Origin of the sequence: Bacillus sp. MMSF_3353 (assembly GCF_030733445.1) — a bacterium.
In the GTDB taxonomy this organism is placed as follows: domain Bacteria; phylum Bacillota; class Bacilli; order Bacillales; family Bacillaceae_G; genus Bacillus_A; species Bacillus_A wiedmannii.
The window spans coordinates 1-23,107 of sequence record NZ_JASHJA010000032.1 but is presented as its reverse complement, the minus strand read 5'-3'; the positions used below and the strand labels follow the sequence as shown (position 1 = coordinate 23,107).

Here is a 23,107-nt window from a genome sequence, read left to right as displayed (position 1 = left end):
GGCCCGTATTTTTACCTTAAAACAAAAAGAACTTGTAGAGATTCCTACAAGTTCTTTTTGTTTTAAGGGTTAAAAGTGGATTTAAAATATAGTTGCAATTTTTTGAGGGGGACTTATATGGGAGCGGCTAATCTGCAATGGATTACAGGTAATGTATTTGGACCTCTACTAGGTGGTGTATTACTGGATCAGCTTTTAGGACATATGTTATTTACAATCTTAGGTGTAGGTTGTATTATTTCTGGATTTATTTACTTACTTTTAGACAGACTTATTGAGAATAGAAGTAAAGAAATACCTATAAAACAAACATCTTAATTTTAATATTGTTAATGAGTTGAAAATTAAATTTTATGTTTTAAGAATTAAATTAACTCATATATATAAATTTTTTAGGTTACGACCTAAGTATATAAAAGTAATTTACTGCTTCTTTTAATCAATTACAACTAAACTTCTTGACCTATCAATATGATTAAGTAACATACGATACTCTTCTTCGTACATATTTACGCTTTGTAGAAGGGACTGGTTTTCTGCTTCTAAATTTTTTATTTGGTTTTGTAAGTTTGTAAATTCATTTGTTTTTTTATAATTTTGTAGAAAGAGAATAATATCATCTAATGTCATAGATAAAGAGTTTGTTTCTTTTTTTTGTTGAGAGAGAGAAATATTGTTTCCCACTTTTTGATTTTGTTTTGCTTGTTGTATTTCCTCTTGGTATTGTTTTCTTACGTATGAATTCCAACGAAATCCACAAGCTGCAGGTGTCCTATTTAGTAGTTTTGCTACTTCTTTGAATGCAGCTAACTGTGTTCCACCGTTACGAATATTCTGGAGTACTGTTGATGCGAGAAGTAAATCGTTATCGTTAGTCCAGGAATCTTGCCTTGAGATTACCACGTTTTGACCTCCTTTACATGCTTTATATTACATATATGCAATTACTTAAAATGATAGAAGTTTAACTTATCGTGAACTACCCGCCACTTAACGTCCTAACGGACTGTTGAAGTGGAGGCTTCTCGGTTAGTCGTTACTTTTGGTAGCTAACGAATTCGTCCTAAGACAGCCGAGCTAACTCCCTTGTTCCAAGGGTTATTTTATTGCTATCTATGCTAACGCCAATAGGCGTATTGCTTCATTTTTGATATTGATAGCTGCGTTATAATCTCTATCGAGATTTACACCGCATATACAAGAATAGACTCGCTCAGACAATGACATATTTTTCACATTTCCACAACTGCTACATGTTTTTGTGGAAGGAAACCATTTGTCTATTTTCACAAGCTGTTTGCCTTGTTCATTTAGTTTATAAGCTAAGAAAGAAGTGAACATACCCCAAGCATTATCAGCGACGCTTTTTCCAAAATGAAGTGCTTGCGATATTCCCTTCATATTTAGATCTTCAATAGCTACAACATCAAAATGAGTAGCTAACTCTTTAGACTTATGATGAAGGAAGTTCTTACGTTGGTTTGCTACTTTTTCATGCAGCTTAGCTACACAGATACGTTGTTTATCCCAACGCCCTGAACCTTTTGTACGTCTTGATAATACTCGTTGAGCCTTTGCTAATCGGTCTAACATTTCACGATAGAACTTAGGATAATTGGCTCTCTCATCCTCAGAACTGACGTATAATTGATCCATCGCAAAGTCTAATCCAACAACTGTTTCTACTTCTTTTTGTACGATCTCTTTTTCGTATTCAGTCAAGATGGACACATAGTATTTACCAGTAGGTGTCATAGAAATCGTACATGACTTGATTATATGGTCTTGTGGTATTTCTCTATGCTGTTTGATACGTACCATTTTCAGTTTTGGCAATTTGATATGACCGTTAAGCAACATAATATTTCCGTTCACTACATTCGTTGTATAAGACTTTCTGTCTTTTTTGCTTTTGAATGTTGGGAAGTCATTTTGACCACTAAAGAAATTTTTATAGGCAGTTTGCAAGTTTAGTTGTGCATTTGCCAAAGCTAATGAATCAACTTCTTTTAACCACTCAAATTCTGCTTTGTATTTCGCAGGAGTGGGAAGCTTTTGTTTCTTTAGTTGATCCTTATCATCTTTATGTTTTTCATACGCTTCTTTCCGTTCAGCTAACCTTCTGTTATACACGAAACGTACACAACCGAAGGTTTTACGCATAAGGTGTGCTTGGTCTTCTGTTGGATACAAACGGAATTTATATGCTTTATTCTGCTTTGTCATATCATTTCACCTCACTTTTCACTTTGATTTTCAATATATGTTTTTACTACGTCTATTGGCGAACCACCAGTAGTTAGCAAGCAAAAACTTCTTGACCAAAACATCTCTTTCCAAAGTTTCTTTTTCACTTGTGGAAAGTCTCTTTTAATAAGTCGAGAACTTGCACTTTTATAAGCATTGATGAATTTTGTCATTTCTGTATTCGGGTGTGCCTTGAACAAAATATGAACATGGTCTACATCATGATTCCATTCAACTAATGTGATGTTATAGTTTTCAGATAGTCGAACAAACATATCTTTTGCATAGTCTGACATATCATCATCAAACACATTTCTTCTGTATTTTACGACCAACACAAGGTGATAATACAACAAGAATACTGAATGGTTATTACTATCTAATTTCATTTATATACCAGCCTTTATAATTTATAAGACTGATTATATCAGAGGCAAAATAAAAAGGAAAACCTTTTGGTTACGCCAAACTGAAATTCATCTCCCACCTACCGTTGGTCTACGCCCTTCACACGCTTGAGGAAGGAGAACTCTTTCGGGAAATTCGTTAAAATAATTAGGAGTATGTATTATTTAAAATGCGAAATTGCATAAAAAATTAGATTGACTATTTAATATTGATGTAACTATAGTGGTTACAGTTATGCAGCTAAATTAATAGGTTTGATGGTATGAAGTAGTTGTATTAATGATGTATAAGCAAATATTAAAAAATGAACGGAGTTGGAAATATAAGAAGCTTATATAAAAAAGAATTAAGGCCATATAAAGCATTTTATAATCATATATAAATTAAAAGAGGTGAAAATTTTGAAAATTTTTAAGGGAATTATAGTTTCTTCAATTGCGTTAACAGCATTTAATGGGGTGGGTGGACTACTTCCCAGTGATAAATCAGAAGTTGCCTATGCAGCTAGTTACAATTATTCAAATAAGCAATTGAATTCTACTGTACATAAGCAAGCTACTAAACAATTAATTTTGAAATTTAAAAATGAAGCAAATTTGCCATATCAGGATGGAATAGAAAAATTCATTAAAGAAGAAGAACAAGACCCTGAATTAATTAGAATTTTAACCGAATATCCAAATGTAACTATAAATCGACTTTTTAGTTCTTTAAACCCTAAAGAAATTAAAAATTTAGGTAGAGGAATAAACGACTCCGAACATATTTCTTCCAATTTGCTAAACTATTATGTTGTAGAAAACCAAGGTGATATTGATGTACAAGCCTTACTTGCAAAGTTTGAGAAATCATCTCTTATTGAGACAGCCTATCTACAGGAAGAAGAAACGCCACCTGAAGGGCGTTTACCAAGTCTATCTGTTAATCCATATGATGAGCCTAGACTTACAAGGCAAGGTTACCTTGAACCAGCTCCATTAGGAATTAATGCACCTTATGCTTGGAGTATAAATGGTGGAGACGGAAAAGGAACAACTTTTGTAGACATGGAGTATGGTTGGTTATTAAGTCATGAAGATTTAGTGAATCAGAAGATAGAATTGATGTCTGGACAGAACAAGAGTGAACACCATGATCATGGTACTTCAGTCTTGGGAATTGTTTCTGCAGAGGATAATAGCATAGGTGGAATTGGGATTGCACCAAAAGCTAAGGTAAAGGTTGTATCTCAGTTTAGAGACAACGGTAAGTATAATACAGCTGATGCTATTTTAAGTGCGGTTAAAAATATGCAAACTGGAGATATTCTTTTACTAGAGGCACAAGCAACTTACGATGGATATGGAGATAAGAATTATTTTCCTGTGGAAGTAAAACCGGACATATTTGATGCAATTCGTATGGGAACAAATAAGGGAATTATTATTGAAGCAGGTGCAAACGGTGGAAACGACTTGGATCAATTTAGAGACCGTAATGGTAAACAAGTTTTAAATCGCAATAGTCCTGATTTTAAAGATTCAGGGGCAATTATGGTTGGTGCAGCTTCTGCAAGGGTCCCTCATAAACGTTCATACTTCTCTAATTATGGTAGTAGAGTAGATGTGTATGGTTGGGGAAATGCAGTTGACACAACAGATGCTAAACCTAGTGAATTTACAGCAAATCTATATACATCCAGCTTTGGCGGAACGTCTAGTGCATCGCCTATTATTGCTGGTGCTGCAGCATCAATTCAAGGAATTGCAAAAAATAATCAGGGAAGGGTATATACACCAAGACAGCTTAGGGATATTTTAAGTGATTCTAGCACCGGAACGAAATCTAATGATCCAACTTCTGATAAAATTGGTGTTTTACCTGACTTAAAAGCCATTTTATCTAAACTTGGTTTTTCACCAAACTTAAGTAATGATTCTTCCATTGTATTTCCTGAGGAACAAGAAATAAATAAAGGGAATAAGGGAAGTGAAGGATCTACTATTACATTCCCAAAAGAAGATTCCGCTAATAGTGAAGGGGACTCTAGCTTTATTTTCCCAGAATAATGGTGGTTAGAACCTTAAATAACTAGTTGTTTATAATACTAGTGAGAAAGGCACTTATGCGTAGTAGCATAAGTGCCTTTCTGTTGTACTTTTAATCATAAGATAAGGAAAAGTAATCCAGTGGATATTTTTAGTGTAAAGGTATATCTTATATCAAAAATTAAACAACTATGAGTGTAGCCACATCCTAAATTTAGAACTGGGATATCTTTTCAAATATAGGCATAACGGCAATTGTTGATATTGATATAGTCCAATCAACTGCATATACACTTAATTTTCATTTAATTTTTAGTCTCCGCCATTCGAAATAAAATATATTGAAAAACTCTTATTTTTTTTGTAATTTCTGTTTTAAATCTTTCAAAATCCGTTGAACGCTTTCTTTATTAGGTTGTGAATTGTATATCCAATCTATTTTCCAAATGAATAGCATCAGCTTGGTCTTGGTAATCCTGTTCTGTAAACGTGGCGGGAATATCCAAAAAATTTTCAACGGTATCTAATGTACGGTCTATACCACCAAATACATGTGAAATTTTATCTTGTATTGCTTTTATTGTTAGATATACTTGAGTATCACGTGGAGTACACAACAAATTTATAGTTACATTCTCCTTCTCTTGCTACAATATTATTTTCCTATATTAATTTCTAATAATAAAGCGCCAGGACAGGTGTAATAAAAAAGGAAATTAATTTAATGTTTTATAGAATTAAATGCATAAATCGTTGTTTTTGTTGTATAAATATAAAACTGTATACAGAAATTTATATCTATGATTTGGGAATGCCATAATATAAAAAATTGAAAAAATAAGTTCTGTTATTACTTGACAAGTTCAAAAATAGTAGATATGCTTTAACACGAAACGAACAAAAAATTTGAGATATCTATGACCTGTTAGGTGAGGCTCCTATACAAACACAGGCTATTGCCCAAAAATATCGAAAGATGCCAATGGGTAGAACAGGAATTGTCGGATTAAGGCTCTTCTTAAGATAGCTAAGTGATGAATGATTCATCCTTTACGTTGTATAGTGCCAAAACTCAACTAGGGGGAATGAGCTTTATTTAGCTATGTCTTTTTTAGCAACCTCCTTTAGTTGAATTACTAAGGGAGGTTTTTTATATGCAAAATTTTATTTGTAATAAATCTTTTATAAAAGGGGGGAAGACTAATGATTGATGATATTGATCCCATATTTATTAAGAAATTAGTTTTCCTAGAAGTGGGAAAATGATACCAAGTACCACTGTCCTTAAGGAGGAATTACGATGAAAAAATGCTTACAACAATTATTAGCAACAAAAGATACAAATTTAGTGCAAGAGCTTATAAAAATTCAATCCTATGATATTGCAATGGAAATGAAAGAACTTCATGATAAAGATCAGATATCTTTAATGAAATACTTTCCTGCTGAAAAAGGTGCGAAAATTCTTAGTTACCTTACTCCAGAGGAGCAATATAATATTTACACCAATGTACCTATGGATAAAGGAGAAGAGCTATTAGCTAGGCAATCTATTGATGACCTTGTTGATGTAATTCTTTCAATTCATCGACTTCAGGCTGAAAAACTGATACAACTTTTATCTAAAGAATCTCAACAGAGAATTAGAAGTCTGTTAGTTTTTCAATCTGGAACAGCGGGCAGTTTAATGACCATTGACTATATTGCTGCAAGGGAAAATTGGAAAGTGAAAGATACGCTGTCGCATATTAGAAAAATTGGGGCAGGGGTAGAATCAATTTCTTATATTTATGTTCTTGATACACGTGGTCAGCTAAATGGAATTGTTTCTATTCGTGAATTATTGCTAGCTTCAGATGATAAAACTTTATCATCAATAATGGCATCAGATGTTATTTCAGTCTCAGTGGACCTGGACCAACAGGAAGCTGTACAAAAACTAATGGATTATGATTTATCTGCTATACCTGTAACAACGATGGATAATCGGATGATAGGTATCATAACCTTTGATGATGCAATGGATGTTTTCGAAGAAGAAGCGACTGAAGATATTCAAAAATTAGGAGGAAGCACCCCATTAGATAAGCCGTATTTCGAAACCTCTATTTGGCAAATATACCGTAAACGTATTGGTTGGTTATTACTTCTGTTTGTAGCAGAAGCATATACTGGTTCTGTACTTCGACATTATGAAGAAACCTTGACTCATGTAGTTGCACTGGCTTTTTTTATTCCATTGTTAATTGGAACTGGTGGAAATACAGGTACACAGGTCGTAACTACATTGGTTCGAGCGGTAGCTCTAAATGAGGTGAAATTTAAAGATATATTTCGTGTTATAAAAAAAGAGGCTTTAGTGGGTATTTTACTGGGGGTTACATTAGCCGTGGCGGCATTAATTCGTGCGTACACTTTAGGCGTAGGTACAGAAGTCGCACAAGTTGTAGCTATTACTGGATTGTTCATTGTTATTTGGTCGTCTATTGTTTCATCTGTATTACCCTTGATATTAAATAAGTTAAAGCTGGATCCAGCTGTTATCTCAGGTCCGTTCATTACGACATTAGTCGATGGAACGGGGTTAATTCTGTACTTTACCATTGCAAAAATGTTACTAGGCTTATAAGAAATTTATGTTAAGTTTTTATACCTACGATCGTTCCTATCATCCCTTGTTCGAAGCCAATTCATCTCCCATCTACTCACTGGGCTGTGACCCTTCACGCTCTTTGAGGAAGGAGTCTTCTTGGCTAAAATGATAAAAAAAAAAACAATCTAGGCTTTGTATTATTAATTTTAGGAATTGGGAGTATGATAGGTCTTCAATCTATTGTTAATTTAGGAGGTGTCACAGGAATTTTTTCCCTTACAGGCACTTTTATTCCGTTTATTGGGTTTAATGGAAGTTATTTGATAGCGATAGGAACACTGATAAATATCTCAATTTTCAATAAAATGAACAGGTAATATATTTGCTTGTGGAGGAGAAATGTTAAATTTGATAACAATCTTGATTATAATGGATTTCGGTATATAAATGAGTACGTGGGAGAAAATATATACATCAATTATTTAATGATTTTTTTGCTGAATATGCTCAGTATATGTTCATACTATTATTTATGATTCTTTGGTTAAACAAAAAATATAAAAATAGAACTTGTGTAATTCAAGCTATTATGGCATGCTGTTTTGCTTTTGTATTGAATAGAATTATTGGATTGTTTTTTTATAGAGAACGACCATTTGTTTCTCATTTGAATATAAATCAACTTGTTGAGCATACCGCTAATGCCTCTTTTCCTAGTGACCATGCTACAAGTGCCTTCGCACTAGCTATAACTTTATGCTTATATAAAAAACGTTTAGGGAAAGCGCTTGTATTGTTAGCTTTTTTAATTGCTTTTTCAAGGGTCTGGGTAGGAGTTCATTATCCGCTGGATGTATTAATAGGAGCTGTTTTAGGATCAATGTGGGCCTTCATAATCCATTATATAGTTAAAATAAATTTCAATAATAATTAATGAAGCATCTACACTACTATACTAGCGAAAGGCCATATTATATTCAAAATTTTTGTTGCTAATAAGAGGGAACTTATAAATAAAAATTACTATTTATGGTGAGAATAATACTATTTAAGTGCTATTGCACTTCTGAAACTAATTGAAAATTCCGGTAAATTATAAAAATGTAGTTTTAAAACAAGGGGATTCTATTTATTGGATAGGAGGTAAATTTGTTGAGATCTAATAAAAAATATTTTTATAATCAGGAAGTATTAAGCAAAAATTATAAGATGCTATGTGAAATTGCAAAAAGTGATGTTGAATCAACGTTAGATTTTTTTAAAACAACGTCTCAAGGGCTGTCTCACGAGGAAGCTACTAAGAGGCTTGAAGTGTATGGAGAAAATAAAGTAGTTTCTCAAAAAATAATAAAATGGTATATAACATTATTTAATTCTTTTAGAAGTCCGTTTATTTCTCTTCTAATTATATTAGGGATGTTATCTTTTTTTACCAATGATATAAAAGGTACTATTATTGTGGGAATCATGGTGACGTTAAGCGTGTTAATTCGGTTCATCCAAGAAATTCGTTCTCAGAAGTCTATAGAAAGATTAAAAAATCTTGTATATGAAAAGGTAACTGTTCTCAGGAAGGGAAATATTCCTTATAAAGAAAATAAGAGAACCTTATTGGAGGAAAGTGGAAAGGTACAAATTGGTCTTGAGGATCTTGTACCAGGGGATATTATAGAATTATCTGCTGGAAATATTGTGCCTGCAGATGTACGGATTATCTCATCAGAAAATTTACTTGTAAATCAATCATCCCTAACAGGAGAAGCATTACCCGTTGAAAAATCAAATCAGTATTTCCATATGTACAAAAAACGTAAAATTAGAAAAATCCAAAATCTGATTGAATTAGAAAATCTCTGTTTTATGGGGACTCATATTATAAGTGGTACAGCAAAAGTAATAGTTATAGGTACTGGAACAGATACTTACTTTGGTTCAATAGCAATGAATCAGGTTAAGCTGAACAAGAAATCTGATTCTAAATTCGATAAAGGGGTAAGCAAAGTTAGTTGGCTATTAATTAAATTTATGATCATCATGACTCCTATTGTCATGATAATCCATGGGGGTATTAATGGGAATTGGTATGAGGCTTTTTTATTTGCAATTGCTATAGCAATTGGACTCACTCCAGAAATGCTTCCAATGATTGTAACAGCTAATTTAGCTAAAGGCTCTATTAATATGAGTAAAAAAAAGGTACTTGTAAAACAACTATCTTCTATTCATAATCTTGGAGCTATGGATATTCTCTGTACCGACAAAACAGGCACGTTGACAGAAAATAAGATGGACCTGGTACGCCATACAGATACAAATGGAGAGAAGTCGGATGAGGTTTTAAGGTTAGCGTATATAAATAGTTACTTCCATACAAATTATAAAAATGAAATTGATTTATCAGTTATACGTTATGTAAAAGATAGTAGTAAATATGATCTGTCTCAATACTCCAAAATAGATGAATGCCTATTTGATTTTGATAGAAGAAGAGTTTCAGTTGTTATAGAAAAAAATGCTAACGAACGAATAATGCTTTGTAAAGGTGCAGTTAGAGAAGTTGTATCAATTTGTAGGTTTATAAAAGAAAATAATAAGATAATTCCTATGACAGATGAAATCCAGCGTAGAAATAAACACCTAATTGAACTCTGGCAAGAGCAGGGGATGCGAGTTGTTGCAGTTGCATATAAGCAATTAAATAGTGATAAAGTGGGAAGTTATTCTATAAATGATGAATCAGATATGATACTCGTTGGATATGTAGGTTTTTTAAATCCACCCAAACAATCGGCTATCGCTGCACTTCATACTCTACAAAAGAAAGGAGTACAAGTGAAAATTTTAACAGGTGATAACGAGTCCGTGACAAGAAATGTATGTAGGAAAATGGGCTTGTATATAGGAGAACCAGTACTGGGTTATGAAATTGATAGTCTTCCTGATAAGGTATTAGGAAAACTTGCAAGTAAAACAAGTGTGTTCGCAAAATTAAATCCTAGTCAAAAATTCCGTATTATAAAGGCACTTCAAATGAATGGTCATACAGTTGGGTTTATGGGGGATGGAATTAACGATGTGTTTGCTTTAAAACAGTCTGACGTTGGTGTATCTATCCATACAGCAGATGATATTGTTAAAGAGAGTTCAGATATTATACTTATAGAAAAAGACTTACATGTTTTAGAAGATGCTATAGTGGAAGGACGGACAACGTTTGGAAATATACTGAAGTATATTAAGATGACAGCAAGTTCAAATTTTGGAAATGTATTAAGTTTATTAATTGCTAGTGCATTTCTTCCTTTTCTTCCAATGCTACCAATTCAAATATTATGTCAAAACATACTATATAATCTATCCCAACTTTCAATTCCGTGGGATAAAGTAGACAATGAATTTTTAGTAAAACCAAGAAGTTGGGATACAAAAGATTTATTTCGTTTTATTATTTTTATTGGGCCGATAAGTAGTGTTTTTGATATAATCATTTTTATCGTAATGTGGAATGTATTTGGTGCAAATATTCCTGAGATGCAATCCTTATTTCAAACGGGTTGGTTCGTAGTAGGGTTATTAACACAATTATTAATTGTGCATATGATTCGTACTCAACATATCCCTTTCCTACAAAGTACGGCTGCTAGGCCAGTTTTGATACTTACAGGCTTAGTTATGTTTATAGGGATTTCCCTTCCATTTACCAGTTTAAGTACTCAAATCGGTTTAACTCCAATTCCATTTTATTATTTTCTGTGGTTATTGGGAATTTTAACAATGTATGCTCTAGTTACTCAATTTATAAAGAGAATATACATAAGGAAGTTTAATCGATGGCTATAATATTAAAAAATTCAGTACAATATGGAATAGGCAACGATAAAAACCAAAGGACAACAAAAGAGAGATGTTTGTTGTCCTTTGGTTTTTATTTTTAAATATGTTTTATAAAGAGATATGTATTATATTTCTTTTTTAATTAGAGTATGAATTAAGAAGATGTCTTATTTATTCTATAAAATAATGATGGTGTTTGATACTCGACTAGCCATAATAGCCTCCTTCCATGGAAGAAGAAAGGAAAGAAGCGAGTGACATGACATCTATATCATCTTTAATTTCGTTTTTTTCGATTCCTTCTTTAATAAGAGATTCCATTAGAACTACTGTATTATCATATCCTTTTGCAGCTGCAGCATGTAATTCAGGGAAAACATCTGTACTTTCAATTGCAAAATTAAGTAAAGGACAACCACCGGCTATTGGAGGATTGTTGGCCGCATTTTGGTATACAAGGAAGATGGCGATGATTTTATCTATAACATTCTCTTTATTTTCTATAGCCGCATAAAAATGTTTCCATATGATTTCTCCACCTTTATCAAATGCAGCCAATGCAATTTCTTCTTTACTTTTAAATCGGCGATAAATAGCGCCTTTAGGCAGAGAAACGGCGTCCATGATATCTTGAATGGATCTACGGGAAATCCCTTGTGTATTAAATAAATATAAAGCTGTTTCAATTATTTTTTCTTTTACTTTATCAACTTTAGTCATAATTTATATTCTTCTCAAATTGAATAATTCAGTATTATCGACCTCTGAATCCTTAAATTTTTTGCTATATTTTTAATAGAAGTTTTTTATATCATTTGCTGCTAAATATGTTTATTCCAAAATGATAAATATGTAGTAAATCATGAGTTTCTTGCTTCCCTCATGCTGCAAAAATTAAATGATGCTTTCATATTATTATATATGTAGTCGTTCGTGTTACATAGTATAGTTGTTATCTGAAAATATACAGTTTATCCTAAGGCTTGAAGTCCATCGGGTGCTTAGTTTGAATATATAGTGACTATCTTACAAAAATGTAATGTTAGCGTAATGTTAATAGATTTTGGCAGTAAAAAGATTGGGATATAATTTTTTTGAGAAGAAATATGAGGTGAATAATATGAAACGAATAATGCTTCTGTTTAGTGTTTTTGTGATATTTACTGTGTTTTTATCGGGTTGTAACTTAAACCGACTTGGTACAGATAAATATTATGTTCAAATTAATAAGGATGGCGAACAATTAAAAGAGAAAAATGTTAATGGTGATACGACTTACCAATATAAATTGTCCGGATTTGATAAGGACGGTAAGGAAAAGGAAATGGAGTTTACAGCATTAAAAAATCTTCGTAAAGAAGCATTTTTACTTATATATTACACTGAGGAAAAAGGTGTGAAATCTTGGGAAGAGGTTAAGAAAGACGACCTCCCTTCAAAAGTAAAAGAAAAACTAAAGGTGAATTAACATATAAAACATGCCATTGTTAGAGAAATATATCCTCTATTTCTTTTGCTTTTACAGGGATAAACACGCAATTTTGAGATGCTTTAAGTACTAAGAAGGTTTAACTTTGTTTATGTATTTGTCGAAGCTTAATGGATTTCGTAATGGTTATGATATAATAAAATTCAAGTACAATAAGGGGGATTAATTAAATGATTTTTCAAAGCATGATAACAGCTATTATAGAAAAATTACAAGATACGGTGAATCCCTATTGGATAATTGTGTTTGGATCAACGGCTGAGAATAGAGAACGGGAAGATAGTGATATTGATATAGCTTATGTAAGTGATACAACTTTAGGGAATTATGAACGTTTTTTATTAGCACAGGAGTTAGCTAACATTGTTCATAGAGATGTTGATTTAGTTGATTTATCCGAAGCTTCTACAGTTTTTCAAGCTCAGATTATACATACAGGAAAGACAATTTTTTGTTCTGATGAAGAACGGAAAATTATTTTTGAAATGAAAACTTTAAAAATGTATTCAAAATTGAATGAGGAACGCAAGATAGTATTCGATGATATAAAGAAAAGAGGTTCAATATATGAAGAATGAGGTTATTTTGAATAAAATTTCCACAATAGAGCGTTGTATAAAAAGAATCCAAGATGTGTATGGAAATGAACCGGAAAATTTAGAGGATTATACAAAGCAAGATTCAATAATATTAAATATACAAAGAGCTTGTGAAGCGAGTATTGATTTAGCAATGCATATTGTTGCTGGGAAAAAACTGGGGCTACCTCAATCTAGTCGAGAAGCTTTTGATTTATTGGTTACAGCAGGACTACTTAGCGCAGAGCTGGCAAATAAGTTAAAGGCGATGGTTGGATTTCGAAATATCGCTGTACATGATTATCAAAGTGTAAATTTAGATATTGTTCGGCAAATTATTGAAAAACACTTAACTGATTTTAAACTGTTTACAAAAGAGGTTATGGGGATATTAGAATTTTAGGCAAAGGAATAGACTAATTAAGCTGGGATAAAGTAAAAAAGAGATCTAATAAATAGGTCTCTTTTTTACTTTCGAAAAAATTAAATAAAAACTAGTTTCTATTCCTCACCAATAAGTACACTAAAATAAATACTATTTGGACATTCTAGCATATTAGCTACTTTTTCATACCTATTTCGTTCCTCTGGCCGTTAACAAATACTAAATATAATTTATAACATTGTTCAGATTGTAAATGAATTATCACATATTGCCAATACATATGTGGATAGCAGTAGTAATGTAGAGACTAGTATGAAAGAGCAAGAAATGTATGTACAAGAAATTGCAGAACTAGCAACATCATTAAGTTGGCTATCACAAGAGTTACAAGAATTAATTGGAGAGTTTAAAATTCAATAAAATTAATAAGTATCAGATTAATTTTATTGAAAAAACTTTTTTAAATTTGAATTTAATAATGTAAATCACATGCTTACTTAAATAAATATAAATTTTGCATATTTAATTGGAAATAGAGCATGATATTACCAATTAAATGGAGGTGTGTTAGAAATGCAAATTCGAGAAAATAATAATTCAAACGAGATTTTGGTAGCAGCGGCAGCAAGTGCAATTGAGCAAATGAAGTATGAAATTGCTCAGGAGTTTGGCGTTACACTTGGACCAGATTCAACATCACGAGCAAATGGTTCAGTAGGTGGAGAGATTACGAAACGTTTAGTTCGTATGGCGCAAGAGCAGTTATCTGGTCAATATAAAATTCACTAAAGTTAAAGGTATATCCCATTGAAGGGATATACCTTTTTAATTTTCTTTTAAAGAGGATTGTTAAAATTTTTATTGTTGGTTAAGTTTAGAAACTGTAAATTTAGCTGTGAAATTCATTTTCTTCATGTAAGAAGAATTTACTCCTGCTTGAAATTGTACAGAAATATTACCGTCTTTTTGTGCTTTGAATACGCGACCATATGGTGAATTAGCATTGTATGTGCCAATTACTTGATCATCTGCATCAAAGACTGTATAAGAAATTGGGAACCCGGAATTTTGTACAAAGACCGTAAGTTCTTCTCCTTTATTAAGATTAAATGATTCTTTTTGAGAAACTTCATAGGAACTCATAGAGTAATATTTTGTAACTTCTTGAATGTCTAAATTTGTAGTTGCCGCACTCGCTTTAGATGCCTCTGCTCCTGGTAAATTCATACCTGATAATACTGCAATTCCTAATGCCCCTGCTAAAATAACTTTTTTCATAATGCTAGTTCCTCCTTTAATATATTGTGAGATTTGAAAAGGAAGTGAAAATATCACCTCTTGAAACCATTATAGTTACAACGAGAATGATTTTCAATGAGATTTGATATGTAATTTTGCATACATAAGATGTCGATATACGGTAATCTATCCGAAGTTTAAAGTATTGTTAAAAGAAGGATAGGACAAATTTTTAAAACTATGAATGGGATGGTAGCTGGTTTTTACATACGTTGGTTTTATCCGTGGATATTTTTTGTTTTTTATTGTGAATTGTATGTAAATAAACACTCAGATGTTGATAAATTTGTATAATTCGGAATTATTAAACAAAAAAATAAAGGGTTATATGCTATAATAAAGCTGCAATAAGGTTCAGCATCCTAATCTTATTGTGTATATTTAGCCTATGTATGTCGTTTGTATTAAAAATAAGAAGCCTCTCAAAAAGAGGCTTCTTATTTTTTGTATGGAGGGGGATTACAGATGATTGATTATTATCAAATCTTTTTATTTACTATGGCAGGTATTGCCTTGTTTTCTTATATACAACATGCTGGAAAACCAACGAAAAGAAACAAACGGAAATTCTTTGTTGTAGTATTTTTATTTTTCCTTTTGAATTATTTATTTCTTAAATTTGTGTAGGTAAATGTAAGAGGGAATACGTTTTTTGTTCTAAAATTACAGTAAGAAGAACTTTTAAGACAAAACAGGGGTACGGGAAAAAGTCCAATAACTGTCATAATTTCTGTGAAAGTTTAATAAATTAGTATGTAATAATTCAACTATAGGGTTATTTGAATGTAATGAAGGTAAATGAATAGTTGAGTATGAAATTATGAGATTGTGTATTCAATTGTTCATTTTAGTTATACGTGTTTAGCCTTCACTTATATCCATGCTCTTAATATAGTAAGAAATTCAATAGGAGGGGACTAGTAGTATGAATAAAAAAATTCTAGGGCAGTTTAGAAAAATGGCTACAAATAAAAAAGGATTAAGTGCTGCTGCAGTAGCAGTGGGAATTATGAGTACAACTCTTATTCCTCAAAATGCCTATGCACATGGGTTTGTTGAAAAGCCAGGTAGCCGTGCAGCTTTATGCAGTCAAAATTATGGAGCGCTGAATTCAAATTGTGGAAATATAATGTATGAACCGCAAAGTTTAGAAGCTCCTAAAGGATTCCCACAGGGTGGACCAGCAGACGGGAAAATTGCTTCAGCAGGAGGCCTGTTTGGTGGGATTCTTGATCAACAAACAGCTGATAGATGGTTTAAGAATACGATTAAAAGCGGAGAAAATATCTTCACTTGGAAATACACAGCTCCTCATTCAACAAGTCAATGGCACTATTACATCACAAAAAAGGGATGGGATCCAAATAAACCTCTAACAAGAGCAGACTTCGAGTTAATTGGTACTGTAAAACACGATGGTTCTAAAGCAACTAATAATTTATCACATAAAATCAATGTACCAACTGATCGTAGTGGGTATCATGTTATTTTAGCTGTTTGGGATGTAGCTGATACTGTAAACGCTTTCTATAATGTGATTGATGTGAATCTAATAAATGATGAAAAACCAGATAAAGAGGCACCAACCCAGCCATCTGAATTAAAAGTAATAAAAGCTACTTCAAATAGTGTAGAACTTAATTGGAAACCTGCAACAGACAATGAAGGGGTGAAAGAATATCAAGTGTTACGTAATGGGGAGTTAATTAATACTGTAGTCGGTACAAGTATAATTGATAAAAAATTAAGCCCAAACACAGAATATACGTATACAGTAAGAGCAGTAGATGCTGCAGGGAATATATCTGAGGAAAGTGAAGCACTAGTTATTAAAACAACAGAGGAAAAACCAGATACAGAAGCACCGACCCAGCCTAAAGGATTACACAGTATGGGAACCACTACGAGTAGTATTGATTTAATGTGGGGTCCATCGGAGGATAATGTAGATGTGAGCCATTATATTGTATACAGAGAAGTTGGAGGGACCATGAAAGAAATAGGTACTGCTAATACAACTTCATTTATGGACAAAGATTTGCAAGCGAATACAGCATATAAGTATGTTGTATCTGCTGTCGATACATCAGGTAATGAATCAATGAAAAGTGATGCCATCACAGTTATAACAAAAGGACAAGAAAACTCTTATGAACAATGGGATGCGCGTAAAGCGTATAAAGCAGGAGATAGAGTAGTTCATGAGAATAAGGTGTATGAGGCAGTTCAGAGTTATCAAGGGAATGGAGATTCAAATTGGATTTTTGCATTGTCATTATGGAAAGAAGTAAACTAATGCTGTAAATAGTGAATCCCTTTAGTGTTTAAATAATGGGACAATTATAAGAGAAGGTATTCCTATTTTTTAACCCTTAATATTGTTTGAATATCAATTTCTGCATCTTCAATACCTATTAATAGCGAACGTAACCTAAAAATAAAACTATTATTCAAAGTACCTAATACGAATTAAAAGATTAGGTACTTTGAATAAATATTTGATAGATAATAAAAACAATAAGATATGAAGCAACCTTATGATTTAATTTGCTAATGTAATTGGCGCTGTGTACATTGTATCAACGTGTCCATCAGCATGTGTTACTTTAATTTTCATGCGATATGTTCCTGGTTCAGAAATTGCTCCACCATTGCCAGTCTCAGCATCAAAATCTTCATATACATTTGTTCCAGCTGGTAATAAGGAACCATAGTGAAAATCAGCGTCATAATAATCCCAACCAGTATCGTAGTGTTTTTCAAAAGATGCTGTGTAATGTACATCATATGCATTATCATTTGTTGCTCGTAGAATGATATTTTGTCCCAGTCTATATTTCGTATCTGAAAGTTGAATTGTGAAATTATTTAATGTTTCTTTAGGACCGCAAATGTAACGACAATATTCGCTCGCCCCATCAGCATGAGCTTTCGGTGTTTCCACATTCATTGCTGCTAAACTGCCAAGAGCCAATGTTCCCGCTAATAATACTTTACTAAATGTTTTCATTTGAAATTCCCCCTGAGTATGTTTTTAATTCATTCAACAGATGTCACATCAAGTAGTTTTATAACATTAAGCAAATTGAATGCTCTTTTTTCTTGAGTACATTTGCTACCAATCTTCCATCTTGTAGTAATTCAATCTGTACATAAAATTTCATGGTTTTAAATTCTATATATGTATCTTAATGTACATGGAATAGATTCTTTAATATTTTGATGACACGTTTGGTTTATTTACTTGTATCACCTCGTCATTACCGTTTATTGGTAAAAAGATAATGTCATTATACATAATATTGGAATCTACTGACAAGAGCTAATAATTTTGATCTAGTCATTTACAGGAAAGAAAATTATTAAATTAGGACGGTGTTCAAAACGAAGATAAAAACATTTGAAATGTGTGAGAAACGATTTGCAGAACAATTAGAGCACAAGTACTGTGGGAGTTTATAAGTGCTGTAACAGAAGAGAATATGAAGCAGAAGCAAGAATTAGAGTCTACACCAGGTTTATTAGTAGATCTATTTCAACTTGTAAAAGAAAGAATTCAAATTTAAAAGATGAAAAGGAGTATAACCAAATCTTCTGTAAAGATAGAAGCTAGTATGTTAGATAAATATAGATAATTTATGGAAGCGTATGTAAGATTAATTAATCATAAATTTGTTATTTCTAATTAGTTATAGAGCTTTCATCTGTTCTAAAAGAATTAAATTATTTTGTTCAATCATCTTTGCCACTGTTTCAAAGTAAGCTTCCAAGAACTTTAACCTGCTTCTCTTTAGGAAGCAATTGAATTATGTTTTTCATCTCTTTACACTCTTAAATTGTTGCAAAGATTTGTGTATTCAAGTATACCTAAAGTCGCTAACGAGCGTGTCTAGTCCTAGGATTTCCATGCATACATCCTCTTTCCTCTACTGATAATATGATAGAGGAAAAGAGATTCCTATAGTGATTTGGTAGGGCTTCTATTTTGTTAAATAATATGTTATTTACGAGGCGGAATGTTATTGAGCATGAATGTGATAGGGTTTTAATAGATGCAAAGGGGGGAAACATACTTTTGGAATTCAAGAGAAAACGAAATAGAAAGGGGATTTAAGGAAATTTAAAAGGCCTTGTCATTATAGACAGGGCCTTTCAAAAAGGGACACAATTGACAACTGAAGGTGACTTCATATTACCATTTTTGGTATTTAAATTCCAGGTATCTATGTTGAGAAATAAAATGATTATTTTGTAGAGTGTGAGATGGGGGATACTGCTTATCAATTTTTCAGGACGGGAAGGCAAAAGCAGAATTTTTTATTTGCTTTAAACAAAGGATAGGAGAAGTACTTTTGCTTAGCAAAGCGTGTTAAATATAGATCAAATTTATGTGAAAACTGTTTTCAGGATAGGTTTCCTTTTTGCTTTAAGAAGAGAATACATTTTCTCAACAGGACAAATCGTAATTATCTATAAGTACTATTTATAAGGATAATAAGAAAAATAGAAATTAATAATAAAGGAGAATGCGAAATGAAAACAGTAGTAACTGATAGAGATCTAGCTGAAATCCGCGAAGAAGACGTAGATGTTTTAAAAGTAATGGCACATCCGGTACGATTACAAATTGTAAATGAATTAATGCATCATAAAATGTGTAATGTTACGCAATTAACGGAAATATTAAGACTCCCACAATCTACTGTTTCACAGCATCTTTCAAAATTAAGGGGAACCGTACTTCGTGCAGAAAGAAAGGGATTAGAGATGCATTATTATATAGATAATGTTAAGGCTCGTCAGATTGTTGGAATTTTAGGCTTGTAGGTTAATAAAAAGCAAAAAAGTTTCCTGTTATTAAGTAGGGAACTTTATATAAATAATAATTTTATTTTATGAGGATTACTGTGTAAATAAGAAAATATTGTCCATAGAATTTCTGTACCTCTCAAAGGAGTGTAATGAAATAAAATCTACTAATTTGTTTTCAATAGAGCTTATAATTATGTTATTAAATATTTTTTTGGGTACCTATATTGATGGAATTTAGCTAATTCATAGGAAGATGTGGAGTAGGTTTATTATTTTCTTTATAAATAATAAACCTACTGTATTAACTGAGTTTTCTTATAAGAATTATAACAAATTATTTTAGTAATAAACAGACTTGAAGTCACTTCCTAATAAATCGTAAAATTTACATGTAAGGTAAAAACAGGAATATTTGGAGGTTGTTATGAAAAGGTTATTAGCAAAATCATTATTAGGTATTTCAGCATTTTCTCTATTAACTACATCATTTTCTATGAGTACGCAAGCAGCGACTCATGAATTAGATAATGTACCGGTTATTAGTGTAGAAACAGTAGAAGATAGTAAAATTGAAGTGGCAGAATTTAATCAAGTAGAACGATTTGCATTCCCATTAGCCATTCCTGTGATTATTTGGGGTGCTAGAGGTGCACAAGTAGTTCATAAGGTATGGAAAGCAGGTAAATTAGTTACAATTGGATCTGCTGTTGGTATTTCTGGAATGAAAGCACAAGATGTCATTGGTAAATATAAAAAAGGTGCTATTAATAAGGAATTTCCAGGCTCAATGAAAAATAAAACTGTGAAGGAGATTGAAGATTTAGCTAAAAAAGGAAATAAAGATGCGAAAAAGGCAAAAAAATTACTAACAGATAAGAGATTTAACAAGGGTGATAATAGAAAATGAGTATAATTACTAAAAGTGATATTTTAAATACAGTAGATTCATTTTTTTCTTATGAAAGACCTACGGATAAATCATCAGTAAAAATCTTAAAGCCAAATGAGAGGTTACTATCTTTAAAGCAACATAGTCAAGAAGATAATATAGATAAAATTTGGTATACCGAGTTTCAAAAATTATACTCTAATAATGCAGTTGTTAATTGGACGGATTTACCTAATAGCCAGTGTTTAGAGTATAAGGTTTTAGCTCACAGTAATCAGAAAATTTTAGATGATGATATTGAGTTAATTAAATTATTAGGTGGAAAAAGAGTGGATTTAAGGATCTTTATTAGTTTACTGGGAAATTATTATTACTGTATGTTAGAGGAAACTAGCTATATTAAAGAAACAGATGAATGGAATTTCAATAATATAAGTGATAGTGGACAATACGTTAAACTTCTAGAAGAGGCTAAAATTTTTATGGATAAAAAAGGGTTTAATTATATCTCTAAAGAGTTATTAAATACTACATTAGAAGGTATAGAAACAGAATATATTTCTTGTAATAAGCTCACTTTATTTAATTGTTTATTCTCTGAATTTGAATCTATAGATTAATAATTAGCATGATAGCTTTCATTCTGATTATTAAGTTATAAGAAGCTTTCATTAAACAATATTAATTATTAGATTACTGTCAAATAGATATATAGATTAAAAAACCTTCCCTAATGGAAGGTTTTTTAATGCTAAATTTAAGTGGGATGGGAATAATATGTAAAAACCTGATAGTATAATATATAATTTTAGGAGAGTAAAAAATACAGGAGAGACCAATTGAGTTATCCATTAAAGGAGATTGCTACATGAATAATTGTAATCAATGTGGGACAGAAATAATTATGCAATTGCAAGATAGATATAGAGAATATTGCCCGAAATGTGAAATGCCTATGCCAAGTAGCTTATTGTATTTGCTCATGAAAAATTGTATATCTTTTGTCCACAATATGAGCTAGATGATTGGGGACAAAAGAAGTCGGTAGACATATATATTAAGACGAATCTGATTGAAAATAAGGATAGGAACAAATACATGATTGTTGTTTCTTTTCATAAAAGGAATAAACCAGTCACTTATCTTTTTAGGTAAAGATAAGTGACTAATGGTTTTAGAATGAGGGAGGATTTTTATGTTGGTTTTATGTGAGTGTTGTCGAGATATGGTGAATTATTCTACAAAAGATGTTCCAAAAATGACAGTCATTAGAGGGAAGCAATATCATTACGTGGGTAAAGAAGCAAAATGCGGAGAGTGTAAATCTGAAATATTTGTTTCTGACATTCATGATTATAATTTAGAACAATTAGATCATGCATATAGGCAACAGGAGCAGTTAGTTACTATCTCTGAAATAAAAGAGGTTTTAGAAAAATATAAGATTGGAAAACGTCCATTGTCTTTACTTTTAGGTTGGGGTGAAGTTACCTTAACAAGGTATGTAAATGGGGATATTCCGACAAAGCAGTACTCGGATATATTGAAAAGATTAAGTAGGGATCAATCTTTTATGCTAGATATTCTGGAAAGAAATAAAGGTTTAATTACGCAAAAAGCATATAGGGTTTCTAAAGAAGCGATTGTAAAGCTGCAGGGAAATGAGAATTTTACTTCTACACAGACTACGAAAATTGAGGCAGTTGCTAATTATTTGCTATATAAAAATGATGATATTACTCCTTTAGCTCTTCAAAAGCTTTTATACTATGCGCAAGGATTTTGTAGGGTGTTTACTGGAACATATTTATTTGAAGATGATTGTGAAGTAGGAAGTCACGGCCCGGTATATCGAGTTATTTTTGATAAATACAAAGGATATCAGTACGACAATCTTGAATTCAATTATGATAGTACAAATCAGTTAACTCAAATAGAAAAGGAACTATTAGATTATGTAGTTAATACTTTAGGCTGTTATAGTGGGAAGAGTTTAGAAAAAATGATTCTATTTAACTTACCATGGGAAGTAGCTGATCTAGAATTAGAAGATAATAATTCTGGTAAACCTATCATGGAAAAAGAGGAGATAGATAATTGTTTTAATACAATGAAACAGGCATATAATTTAGTTACTATTTCTGATATTAAACAATATAGTATAAGGGTATTTGAAAATATAAACAATTAATTGTTGTAATTATATTATTTTTAATATGATTGATATATCGATTTTTTTACTGTTAACCAAACCCCTGTAAAGGTATTAAAAGATAGTAATAATTACAAAGGATAAGGAGTACAGAATATAAACACTTTTAACATGATGTAAATATGCATATTAAATAAAATGTAAAGTAAATTAATACATTATATGGTAAAATGATATATGTGAATACGCCTTATGAAGTAAATTTTATGCTTTGGACCTTTAGCTCAGCTGGTTAGAGCAAACGGCTCATAACCGTTCGGTCGTAGGTTCGAGTCCTACAAGGTCCACTTATAAACAAGGAGAAAGCACTCATTTGAGTGCTTTCTCCTTGTTT

18 protein-coding genes, 1 tRNA gene, 8 pseudogenes and 1 riboswitch are annotated in these 23,107 nt (G+C 31.8%); of the genes and pseudogenes, 20 read left to right on the top strand and 7 right to left on the bottom strand.

The features are described from left to right. Nucleotides 1-102: 102 nt before the first annotated feature. A pseudogene (locus tag RBB48_RS27865) lies at nucleotides 103-318 on the top strand (MDR family MFS transporter); the annotation flags it as partial. 117 nt (nucleotides 319-435) lie between these two features. Here RBB48_RS27865 and RBB48_RS27860 read toward each other — a convergent pair. The 3 genes from RBB48_RS27860 to tnpA form a co-directional block, all read right to left on the bottom strand. Next, on the bottom strand, nucleotides 436-903 hold the full coding sequence (locus tag RBB48_RS27860) for an RsfA family transcriptional regulator (protein ID WP_306008472.1): 468 nt from the start codon (nucleotides 901-903) through the stop codon (nucleotides 436-438). Nucleotides 904-1,113: 210 nt separating this feature from the next. After that, entirely contained in the window at nucleotides 1,114-2,226 is a 1,113-nt protein-coding gene (locus RBB48_RS27855; protein WP_306008471.1) for an RNA-guided endonuclease TnpB family protein, read from the bottom strand. An 11-nt stretch (nucleotides 2,227-2,237) separates the two neighbouring features. Beyond that, on the bottom strand, nucleotides 2,238-2,636 hold the full coding sequence (tnpA, locus tag RBB48_RS27850; protein WP_000762752.1) for an IS200/IS605-like element ISBth16 family transposase: 399 nt from the start codon (nucleotides 2,634-2,636) through the stop codon (nucleotides 2,238-2,240). Nucleotides 2,637-3,056: 420 nt separating this feature from the next. Here tnpA and RBB48_RS27845 point away from each other — a divergent pair, with 420 nt between their 5' ends. The 5 genes and pseudogenes from RBB48_RS27845 (at nucleotide 3,057) to mgtA (ending at nucleotide 11,115) form a co-directional block, all read left to right on the top strand. Further along, the gene (locus RBB48_RS27845) at nucleotides 3,057-4,703 is read left to right on the top strand and encodes a S8 family peptidase (protein ID WP_306008470.1); all 1,647 of its coding nucleotides are present in this window, start codon (nucleotides 3,057-3,059) and stop codon (nucleotides 4,701-4,703) included. Between the two features lie 893 nt (nucleotides 4,704-5,596). Further along, a riboswitch (M-box (ykoK) riboswitch) is annotated at nucleotides 5,597-5,773 on the top strand. A 209-nt stretch (nucleotides 5,774-5,982) separates the two neighbouring features. Beyond that, nucleotides 5,983-7,311, top strand: a complete 1,329-nt coding sequence (mgtE, locus tag RBB48_RS27840) for a magnesium transporter (protein ID WP_306008469.1) — start codon at nucleotides 5,983-5,985, stop codon at nucleotides 7,309-7,311. 164 nt (nucleotides 7,312-7,475) lie between these two features. Then, nucleotides 7,476-7,652 (top strand): annotated as a pseudogene (locus RBB48_RS27835) (cell division protein FtsW); the annotation flags it as partial. A gap of 22 nt (nucleotides 7,653-7,674) precedes the next feature. Then, a pseudogene (locus RBB48_RS27830) lies at nucleotides 7,675-8,209 on the top strand (undecaprenyl-diphosphatase). A 215-nt stretch (nucleotides 8,210-8,424) separates the two neighbouring features. Next, nucleotides 8,425-11,115, top strand: a complete 2,691-nt coding sequence (gene mgtA, locus RBB48_RS27825) for a magnesium-translocating P-type ATPase (protein ID WP_306008468.1) — start codon at nucleotides 8,425-8,427, stop codon at nucleotides 11,113-11,115. Between the two features lie 165 nt (nucleotides 11,116-11,280). On the opposite strand, the pseudogene RBB48_RS27820 reads toward mgtA, so the two are convergent. After that, nucleotides 11,281-11,829: pseudogene (locus RBB48_RS27820) on the bottom strand (TetR/AcrR family transcriptional regulator). 400 nt (nucleotides 11,830-12,229) lie between these two features. Between RBB48_RS27820 and RBB48_RS27815 the strand changes: the two are divergent. From RBB48_RS27815 to RBB48_RS27795, 5 genes and pseudogenes are all read left to right on the top strand, one after another. Further along, on the top strand, nucleotides 12,230-12,577 hold the full coding sequence (locus RBB48_RS27815) for a YxeA family protein (protein ID WP_306008467.1): 348 nt from the start codon (nucleotides 12,230-12,232) through the stop codon (nucleotides 12,575-12,577). Nucleotides 12,578-12,768: 191 nt separating this feature from the next. Next, complete coding sequence (gene mntA / locus RBB48_RS27810) at nucleotides 12,769-13,176, top strand: type VII toxin-antitoxin system MntA family adenylyltransferase antitoxin (RefSeq protein WP_306008466.1); 408 nt, start codon at nucleotides 12,769-12,771, stop codon at nucleotides 13,174-13,176. Further along, nucleotides 13,166-13,579 (top strand): type VII toxin-antitoxin system HepT family RNase toxin, encoded by a 414-nt coding sequence (gene hepT / locus RBB48_RS27805; protein ID WP_098149697.1) that lies wholly within the window; start codon nucleotides 13,166-13,168, stop codon nucleotides 13,577-13,579. Before mntA ends, hepT begins: the two co-directional genes overlap by 11 nt. 198 nt (nucleotides 13,580-13,777) lie before the next feature. Continuing rightward, nucleotides 13,778-13,981, top strand: a pseudogene (locus RBB48_RS27800) (methyl-accepting chemotaxis protein); the annotation flags it as partial. A 153-nt stretch (nucleotides 13,982-14,134) separates the two neighbouring features. Beyond that, nucleotides 14,135-14,350 (top strand): alpha/beta-type small acid-soluble spore protein, encoded by a 216-nt coding sequence (locus RBB48_RS27795; RefSeq protein WP_001167052.1) that lies wholly within the window; start codon nucleotides 14,135-14,137, stop codon nucleotides 14,348-14,350. A gap of 69 nt (nucleotides 14,351-14,419) precedes the next feature. On the opposite strand, the gene RBB48_RS27790 is transcribed toward RBB48_RS27795, so the two are convergent. Continuing rightward, complete coding sequence (locus RBB48_RS27790) at nucleotides 14,420-14,839, bottom strand: hypothetical protein (protein WP_097890828.1); 420 nt, start codon at nucleotides 14,837-14,839, stop codon at nucleotides 14,420-14,422. Between the two features lie 486 nt (nucleotides 14,840-15,325). Between RBB48_RS27790 and RBB48_RS27785 the strand changes: the two genes are divergently transcribed. Together RBB48_RS27785 and RBB48_RS27780 are read left to right on the top strand one after the other, a co-directional pair. After that, nucleotides 15,326-15,487, top strand: a complete 162-nt coding sequence (locus RBB48_RS27785) for a hypothetical protein (RefSeq protein WP_306008465.1) — start codon at nucleotides 15,326-15,328, stop codon at nucleotides 15,485-15,487. Nucleotides 15,488-15,785: 298 nt separating this feature from the next. After that, complete coding sequence (locus RBB48_RS27780) at nucleotides 15,786-17,156, top strand: lytic polysaccharide monooxygenase (RefSeq protein ID WP_306008464.1); 1,371 nt, start codon at nucleotides 15,786-15,788, stop codon at nucleotides 17,154-17,156. Between the two features lie 246 nt (nucleotides 17,157-17,402). Here the strand turns inward: RBB48_RS27780 and RBB48_RS27775 are convergent, their stop codons facing one another. After that, the gene (locus tag RBB48_RS27775) at nucleotides 17,403-17,870 is read right to left on the bottom strand and encodes a hypothetical protein (RefSeq protein ID WP_098134995.1); all 468 of its coding nucleotides are present in this window, start codon (nucleotides 17,868-17,870) and stop codon (nucleotides 17,403-17,405) included. A gap of 395 nt (nucleotides 17,871-18,265) precedes the next feature. On the opposite strand from RBB48_RS27775, the pseudogene RBB48_RS27770 reads away from it, so the two are divergent. Then, nucleotides 18,266-18,626 (top strand): annotated as a pseudogene (locus RBB48_RS27770) (hypothetical protein); the annotation flags it as partial. Here the strand turns inward: RBB48_RS27770 and RBB48_RS27765 are convergent. After that, nucleotides 18,550-18,768: pseudogene (locus tag RBB48_RS27765) on the bottom strand (hypothetical protein). The pseudogenes RBB48_RS27770 and RBB48_RS27765 sit on opposite strands and share 77 nt — an antisense overlap. 625 nt (nucleotides 18,769-19,393) lie before the next feature. Between RBB48_RS27765 and RBB48_RS27760 the strand changes: the two are divergent. The 6 genes and pseudogenes from RBB48_RS27760 (at nucleotide 19,394) to RBB48_RS27740 (ending at nucleotide 23,060) form a co-directional block, all read left to right on the top strand. Further along, nucleotides 19,394-19,687, top strand: a complete 294-nt coding sequence (locus tag RBB48_RS27760) for an ArsR/SmtB family transcription factor (protein ID WP_088610620.1) — start codon at nucleotides 19,394-19,396, stop codon at nucleotides 19,685-19,687. Nucleotides 19,688-20,096: 409 nt separating this feature from the next. Next, on the top strand, nucleotides 20,097-20,579 hold the full coding sequence (locus RBB48_RS27755) for a hypothetical protein (RefSeq protein ID WP_000825893.1): 483 nt from the start codon (nucleotides 20,097-20,099) through the stop codon (nucleotides 20,577-20,579). Then, complete coding sequence (locus RBB48_RS27750; protein ID WP_242015977.1) at nucleotides 20,576-21,181, top strand: hypothetical protein; 606 nt, start codon at nucleotides 20,576-20,578, stop codon at nucleotides 21,179-21,181. Before RBB48_RS27755 ends, RBB48_RS27750 begins: the two co-directional genes overlap by 4 nt. A gap of 355 nt (nucleotides 21,182-21,536) precedes the next feature. Further along, nucleotides 21,537-21,716 (top strand): annotated as a pseudogene (locus RBB48_RS31765) (hypothetical protein); the annotation flags it as partial. Between the two features lie 40 nt (nucleotides 21,717-21,756). Next, complete coding sequence (locus RBB48_RS27745) at nucleotides 21,757-22,752, top strand: type II toxin-antitoxin system antitoxin SocA domain-containing protein (protein WP_306008463.1); 996 nt, start codon at nucleotides 21,757-21,759, stop codon at nucleotides 22,750-22,752. 234 nt (nucleotides 22,753-22,986) lie between these two features. Continuing rightward, nucleotides 22,987-23,060: transfer RNA gene (locus RBB48_RS27740), tRNA-Ile, on the top strand. Nucleotides 23,061-23,107 lie beyond the last annotated feature (47 nt).